Consider the following 7353-nt stretch of genomic DNA (forward strand, 5'->3'; position numbering starts at 1 on the left):
AAGATAATTAATATCTTTTTGGGAAAATAGGATATTGTTAATTATCTTTTTTTTTCTTTGACAAAATTAATTTTCCTTTGTAATAACCACTATTAAGAGTAACACGATGGGGTAAAGTAAAATTATTAGTTTCCGGACATACTACTAAAGTCGGTTTGTTTAATTTATAATGTGTGCGTCTTTTTCTTTTTGCAGTCTTACTAGTTCTTCTAAAGGGAACAGCCATTTTTTTCATCTCCTTTTTTTATTATCAAATAAAACACTTTCTTACCAAAATGCTTTATTTGATAATAAAATATTTATTTAATTTTTTTTACAAATTTTTTTCTTAATTCGTCTTTTTTTACAATGGCGTTTGAGAAGGGATTCGAACCCCTGACCCACGGCTTAGAAGGCCGTTGCTCTATCCTGCTGAGCTACTCAAACCAAACCTTTTAAACAACTATTATTATACTTGAAATAATGGTTTTTTACCATCCAAAATAAAAAAATCTTCATTTTTTATTAAATTTCATTTATTTCGGATGACTTTTAAAAACATATAATTAAATTTATCGTGAACAATATAATGGTTTTGAATTTTATAATGGTTTCTTTTTAACCATTCGACTAAAAGATGGATTTTTCCTTGACAACCTAAGATGAAAGGTTTTCCGATATGAGAAGTTTTTTCTAAAATATGGATAATAGTATAAGGGCCCATACCAGCAATTAAAGCCAAATCAAAAGAGGAAGGGATATTTTCAAATCCGTCGCTTAAATAAAATTCCACAGGATAATTTTCTAAATTTGCCCGTGCTTTTTCTAACGGTTGAGGATTGATATCAGAAGCAATCGCTTTTTGAATATAACCTTGTTCAAAAGCTTTTTTTAACACTAAACCATGGTCTGTTCCAATATCTGCAACCTTATGATAACCTTGAAGCAAAGAAGCGATAAAATCAATTCTTTTCATCATTTTTTGTTAATATTTTTGTATAACATTTTCAATTTATTTTGTCTTGAAGGCGATCTTAAGCGCCTTAAAGCTTTCGCTTCGATTTGACGTATTCTTTCGCGGGTAACACCAAACATAGCGCCGACTTCTTCTAAAGTGTAAATACGATCATCTAACAACCCGTATCTCATTTTTAAAACTTGTTGTTCTCTTACGGTTAAAGCCTCTTCTAAAGTTTCATCTAAAGTATTTTTTAAAGTTTCCTGCAACATGTATTCGTGGGGAGACACAGCATTAGCGTCACTAATGAAATCGCCTAAAGAAGAATCATCTTCTTCTCGGACTGAAGTTTCTAAAGAAATAGTTTCTTTTTCAATCATCTGAATATCAGTGATTTGTTTAGTTTTAATATTCATTTCTTTAGCTATTTCGTGATTGTCTACTTTTCTGGATAAATCTTGCGTTAACTTGCCTCTACAACGAGAAATTTTATTCATTGTTTCGATAATATGAACCGGAATTCTAATTGTTCTTGCTTGGTCGGCTACTGCTCTGGTGATCGCTTGTCTAATCCACCAAGTGGCGTAAGTAGAAAATTTAAAACCTTTTCTATAATCGAACTTGTCTACCGCTCTCATTAAACCCATATTACCTTCTTGAATTAAATCTAAGAATAATATTTTTCTCCCAATATAACGTTTAGCGATAGAAACTACTAAACGATAATTCGCTTCTACTAATTTGCTTTTACCTAATAAACCTTTTTTGATTAATTCATGGTTTTTTTGAATTTGTTCTGAAGTTAGAGTTATTTCTTTTTTTTTGTATTTAATCATTTGTTTACGTGCTCTAATTCCTTCATAAACCATTTTCGAATTTTCTCTTTCTTCTTCATGCGTTAATAAAGGTATTTGACCGATTTCTTTCAAATACATTCTGACAGGATCGTCAACTTTAATTGAATTAGAAATTTTTTCTAAATTCAATTCTTCTTGGTAATCTTCTTTACTTTCATCATCTTCAAAAGATAAATTATTTTTTTTCAATTTTTGTTCTTTTAGTTTTTTAATATTTTCTTTTTTAATTTTTTTATCTTGAGTGATTAAAAATTTGATAATTTCTTCGTTAAAAGGAACCATATTTTTATTAAAACTGTTAACCCATCTTAACTTTTTTTTCAACGCAACATTAATAGAGCTTATAGTCGTATCTTTGGCTAGTTTGGAATTATGTTTTTTACATGTCTGTTTTATTGTTTGTCTTAAATTCATATTTTTCACCCATTAATTTTATTTTATACAATTTTATTACGATAATGATAAGATGACTTTGATTTTAGTCTCTTTTAATTGGTTTTTATAATTTAGCTAACTTTTCTCTTACTTTGTGAAGTTCTAACTTTTTTTGGATTAATTTTTGCCCTTTTTCTTCTATCTGGCGGATATCTTCTTCGTTGTTTATCATTTGAGTTAAGTCTTTTTCTAAAGAAGCGATTTCTTCTTCTATGTTGGCAAAATCATCTAATTGTGTTTTCTTCGATAAAAGTTTTTTCACATCTTCTAAATGTGGTAGGTTTTGTTTCTGTTTAAATAAAAAACTATTTTCAATATCTTCTTTGAAAAGATCAAAATCGAATTTTGCTTTTCTTTCTTGAAAAAAATCTTCATAAAGAACGGCAAATCTGTCTAAATCCACATGTCGATTGATGTGAATGTTTTCTTCAGGCAAATGTTTTTCATAATATTCTTTGATTTTGGCAACAATATCAATCAACACCGAATTATTTAAAAAAATAATAACGCTTTTTTCGTAAATTAATGGTAAAAACTTATCACTTAACAAAATTTCAATAATGATATGTTTGTCAGTTTCGTTATATTGTTTTTTGTTCATTTTTTTAATATGAATGAATTTATCTGAACTGTTGGCGATTTGACTTAAGAGTTGATAACCTTTTTTATCGTTGAATAAGTTGTTTTCTTTATCGTAATTTTGTTTAGCTAAATTTAAGGAAATTTGATATGTTTTATACAATTCTTTCGCGTAATATCTTTTAGTTTCTAGATCGTAATACTTCAATAAGGCAACGGTTTTAGACTCTATTTCATCATCGCTTTGGTTCTGTTCTTTCCATTCTTCTACATTATAAAAGACAAAATCTTTCGCTTTTTCTTGTAAAGAAGAAAGATTGATTGTGTTTTTTTGTAAAATGTATTGGTCTGGATCTAGATTATCAGGCAAAGTCACTATTTTAATTTTAAAATTACGTTTAATGAGTAAAGTAGATATTTTCAGAGCCGCTTCTTTGCCTGCATTATCGCTATCATAAATAATTAAACAATTTTGACTTCTGGATTGAAGTAATTTAGCGTGTTGTTCCGTAAAACTAGTTCCTAAAGTGGCTACTACGTTTTTAATCCCTTTTTTGTAAAAAGCTATGACATCAAAAACACCTTCAGTTAGAATAATTTCGTTCTTAGCTCGAATGTCTTCTTGATGTTGGTATAAACGATATAAAAGATTACTTTTTTTAAATAAAGTGTTTTCTGAATTAAATAAATATTTCGGATATTTTTCTTTTTCTTTAGTCAAACGTCCTGAAAAACCAACAATATTACCTTTTTCATCAGTCAAAGGGAACATCAAACGGTCTACGAAAAAATTATAATATTCTTCTTCATTGTTAGATCTTTGTTTAATTAAACCTAATTTCAATAAAGTTTTAGCAGAGAAACCTTTCTCTAATAAATAATCTTTAAGAGAGTTAAAATCATCGTAAGCATAACCTAAACCAAATTCTTTAATCAATTCTAAAGTCAGTTTTCTTTCTTGAAATAAATAACGTTCTAAAGGGTGATCTTTAATGTTGTCGATAATGTATAAAAGTGAATCATGAAAATATTGTTGCGCAGAATTTAATACATCATATAAAACATCTTTATTATTTTTCTTTTTTTTCGGCAAATCAATATTAAATTGTTCGCATAATTCTTCTACCGCTTTTTCAGTAGAAATATTTTTCAATTGACGCCAATAAGTAACTGGTTTACCGCCTTTACTACAAGACATGCAAAAGGCAATATTTTTTTCTTTAGAAACAGAAAAAGAAGGTGTTTTTTCTTGATGAAAAGGACATAAACCCATAAAGTTTTTTCCTTGTTTTTTTAAGACCACACCTGATTTAAGAACTAATTCATAAATGGGTATTTTTTCATTGATTTGTACAATGAAAGATTCCTTTATTTTATCCATAAAATCACTTTTTTCACCACTTTACAATTCTTAAAACAATAATTTATTTTCTATATAATCGCGGATTTTTTCAATAGGCATTCTATGTTGGTTCATAGTGTCTCTATCTCTAATTGTTGCCGTATTATCTTCTAAAGTTTGATCATCTACCGTACAACAAAAAGGAGTTCCTATAGAATCTTGTCTTCTATATCTTTTACCAATGCTTTGGTTTTCATCATAAGTTAATTCAAAATAATTAGATAATTTTTTTTGTAATTCTTCTGCTTTATGACGATGAATTTTTTTCATCAAAGGTAAAATAGCTATTTTATAAGGTGCTAAAAAAGGATGAATTTTTAACACTGTTCGTGAAGCTGCCTCTTTTAGTTGCTCTATTTCTAAACTGTCAGCTAAAAGAGCTAAAAATAACCTTTCGACCCCTAAAGAAGGTTCAATAACAAAAGGGAAGTATTTTTCTTTGGTATTTTCATCAAAATATTGTAAATCTTTTTTAGAATATTTTTGATGATTTTTCAAATCAAAATCAGTTCTTGATGCTATTCCCCATAATTCATCAAAACCCCAAGGGAAACGGAATAAAATATCAGAAGTAGCGTTAGAATAATGGCTTAATTCAGTTTCTTTATGATCTTTTAGTTCTAAATTTTCTTCTTTAATCCCTAATTCTAATAAGAAATTATAAGAATATTCTTTCCAATAAGCAAACCATTTTTGATCTGTTTTGGGTTGGCAAAAGAATTCTAATTCCATTTGTTCAAATTCACAAGTTCTAAAAATAAAATTACCTGGTGTAATTTCATTACGGAAAGATTTGCCGATTTGACCCACTCCAAAAGGTAATTTTTTCCTAGTAGAATTTAAAATATTTTTAAAATTAACAAAAATTCCTTGACAAGTTTCTGGTCTTAAATATAAAGGCTTATTTTCTTCTATAACAACCCCTTGATTGGTTTGAAACAACATATTGAATTTTTTAACAGGGGCCCAATTTTTGGTTTCTAAAACTTCATTCTCAATTAAATATTGCGTCATTTCTTCAAAAGTTAAGGCACTGACATCAAAAGAAGGATCGTGGCTTTGAATTAATTTATCAGCTCTATAACGTTTATTAGTGTCTTTGTTTTCGGTTAAAGGATCGATAAACATTTTTAAATGTCCGGAGGCTTCCCAAATTTGGGAATTCATTATAATAGAACTATCCAATAAAACATTATCATTTCTTTCTTGAAAAAATTTCTTTTTCCAAGCTTGTTTAATGTTTTGTTTTAATAAAGTTCCTAAGGGGCCGTAATCAAAACTATTCGATAAACCGCCATAAATTTCGCTACCTGAAAAAACAAAACCATTTTGTTTAGCAAAAATAATTATTTCTTTTAAAGATAACATGTTTTTATCCTTTGCTATGTTTGTCATAAATAATATATTTATTATTATCGTATTTAATGCATATATCCTAATTGTTTTAATAAATTCATTCTATTGCGCCAATTTTTTTCCACTTTAATCCAGATGTTCAGATGAATTCTTTTGTTTAAAGTACTGTTGATATCTTTTCTAGCTTCTGTACCGATTCTTTTTATTTTTTCGCCTTTAGCGCCGATTAAAATTTTCTTTTGGCTAGGTTTTTCTACTAAAATTAAAACCGAAATTTCCAACATTGAAGGATATTCTTCCATCTGGCGCATATCTTCTACTGCGACAGCGCATGCATGAGGAACTTCTTCGTGCACGTGATAAAGTATTTTTTCTCTGACTAATTCTGAAATCATTTCTTTTTCTTTCACGTTAGTAACCATGGTTTTATCGAAATAAAGCGGACCTTCTTCTGTTAAAGATAAAATTTTGTCTTGCAAAATATCTACGTTTTGTTGCGTTATAGCAGATAGAGGAACAATATGTTCGAAAGGAAATTTTTCTAAATAACTAAAAATAATTTTATCGATTAAAATTTTTTGCTTAATTTCATCTATTTTATTAATTACTAAAATCACTTTTTTATTATGTTGTTGAATAGTTTGTAGAATTTTTTCTTCTTTGGATGTACATTCGCGATCAACTACGAATAAAACAATATCCACGTCTTTAATACTTTGCATTGCTACAGAATTCATATTGTTATTTAATAAATATTTTTCTTTATGTATTCCCGGAGTGTCTACAAAAATTAATTGATAATGAGGATCATTAATGATGCCTATAATTTTATTACGAGTAGTTTGCGATTTAGAACTGGTAATAGAAATTTTTTGTTTTATCAAAGAATTTAATAATGTAGATTTGCCTACATTAGTATTGCCTATCATAGTAATAAAACCTGATTTAAACACTAATTCCCCCCCTTAAAAATTGATATTATTATATTTAAACAACTATATATCTAAATTATGCTCTTTTAAAATTTTATTTTGTATTTCGATCATTTCCAACAATCCTTCTTCTGTTTCGTCTTCATAACCTTTTAAATGTAAATATCCGTGCACAGCTAAAAAACTGATTTCTCTTTGATGACTGTGGTTTAATTTATCCGCCTGTTCAAAAGCTTTGGGTAAAGAAATGATAATATCCCCTAAAGAATCGTCATTGGCATCATTGGTAAAAGTCAAAACATCAGTAGGATAATCTTTTTGGCGATAATACAAATTCATTTCTTGCATTTTAATATTATCTATAAAGACAATATGTAGTTTTTTTTTGTTTCAAAAGAACTAAATATTTTGAATAAAGTGTTAGTAAAAGGTTTAATATTGATGTCGGTTTGATTATGTATTTTAATAATCATATTAATTTTTAATTTCCTTTTATGTAATTTATGTAATATTTTTTATACTAAAAATTATATTTTAAATAAAAAAAAGCACCTTTTTGGATAGGTAGCTTATTTTATTAAAAATAATTTAATGTTTTTTGTTTTTTAAGATTTTTTTACGATTTTTTCTCTCTACACTTGGCTTAACATAATACTCTTTTTTACGAGCTTGCGCAAGGTTACCAGATTTAGAAACATCTCTTTTAAATCTACGTAAAGCGTCATCGATATTTTCTTCTTCGCGAACTATAGTTTTAGGCATTTTCACAATCCCCCCCTTATGTAGCAGATCGGAAGAGCGGTTCAGCAGGAATGCCGAGACCGATATCGTATGCCGTCTTCTGCTTGAAAAAAA

General features: G+C 28.0%; 8 protein-coding genes and 1 tRNA gene. All 9 read right to left on the minus strand.

Annotation, left to right across the window (positions count from 1 at the left end; genetic code table 11):
* Nucleotides 1-37 precede the first annotated feature (37 nt).
* The 9 genes from rpmF to rpsU all read right to left on the minus strand — a co-directional run bounded on the left by rpmF (nucleotide 38) and on the right by rpsU (nucleotide 7260).
* Nucleotides 38-226: a 50S ribosomal protein L32 gene (gene rpmF, locus RI76_RS01910; protein ID WP_017192455.1), complete on the minus strand. Its 189-nt coding sequence runs from the start codon at nucleotides 224-226 to the stop codon at nucleotides 38-40.
* A gap of 123 nt (nucleotides 227-349) precedes the next feature.
* A tRNA-Arg gene (locus tag RI76_RS01915) sits at nucleotides 350-426 on the minus strand.
* A gap of 85 nt (nucleotides 427-511) precedes the next feature.
* Nucleotides 512-958, minus strand: a complete 447-nt coding sequence (locus tag RI76_RS01920; protein WP_017192456.1) for a class I SAM-dependent methyltransferase — start codon at nucleotides 956-958, stop codon at nucleotides 512-514.
* Nucleotides 955-2208, minus strand: coding sequence for a sigma-70 family RNA polymerase sigma factor (locus RI76_RS01925; RefSeq protein WP_017192457.1), 1254 nt, complete (start codon nucleotides 2206-2208; stop codon nucleotides 955-957). The genes RI76_RS01920 and RI76_RS01925 overlap by 4 nt, the downstream gene beginning before the upstream one ends.
* A gap of 85 nt (nucleotides 2209-2293) precedes the next feature.
* Nucleotides 2294-4189, minus strand: a complete 1896-nt coding sequence (gene dnaG, locus RI76_RS01930) for a DNA primase (protein WP_017192458.1) — start codon at nucleotides 4187-4189, stop codon at nucleotides 2294-2296.
* A gap of 30 nt (nucleotides 4190-4219) precedes the next feature.
* A complete protein-coding gene (locus RI76_RS01935; RefSeq protein ID WP_017192459.1) occupies nucleotides 4220-5578 on the minus strand; it encodes a glycine--tRNA ligase in 1359 nt (452 codons plus the stop codon).
* A gap of 53 nt (nucleotides 5579-5631) precedes the next feature.
* Nucleotides 5632-6519 (minus strand): GTPase Era, encoded by an 888-nt coding sequence (era, locus tag RI76_RS01940; RefSeq protein WP_017192460.1) that lies wholly within the window; start codon nucleotides 6517-6519, stop codon nucleotides 5632-5634.
* 42 nt (nucleotides 6520-6561) lie between these two features.
* Nucleotides 6562-6846, minus strand: coding sequence for an rRNA maturation RNase YbeY (gene ybeY, locus RI76_RS01945; RefSeq protein WP_017192461.1), 285 nt, complete (start codon nucleotides 6844-6846; stop codon nucleotides 6562-6564).
* 240 nt (nucleotides 6847-7086) lie between these two features.
* The gene (gene rpsU, locus RI76_RS01950; protein ID WP_017192463.1) at nucleotides 7087-7260 is read right to left on the minus strand and encodes a 30S ribosomal protein S21; all 174 of its coding nucleotides are present in this window, start codon (nucleotides 7258-7260) and stop codon (nucleotides 7087-7089) included.
* Between the last annotated feature and the right edge of the window lie 93 nt (nucleotides 7261-7353).

Origin of the sequence: Milkweed yellows phytoplasma str. MW1 (genome assembly GCF_000309485.1) — a bacterium.
Lineage (GTDB): Bacteria > Bacillota_I > Bacilli_A > Acholeplasmatales > Acholeplasmataceae > Phytoplasma.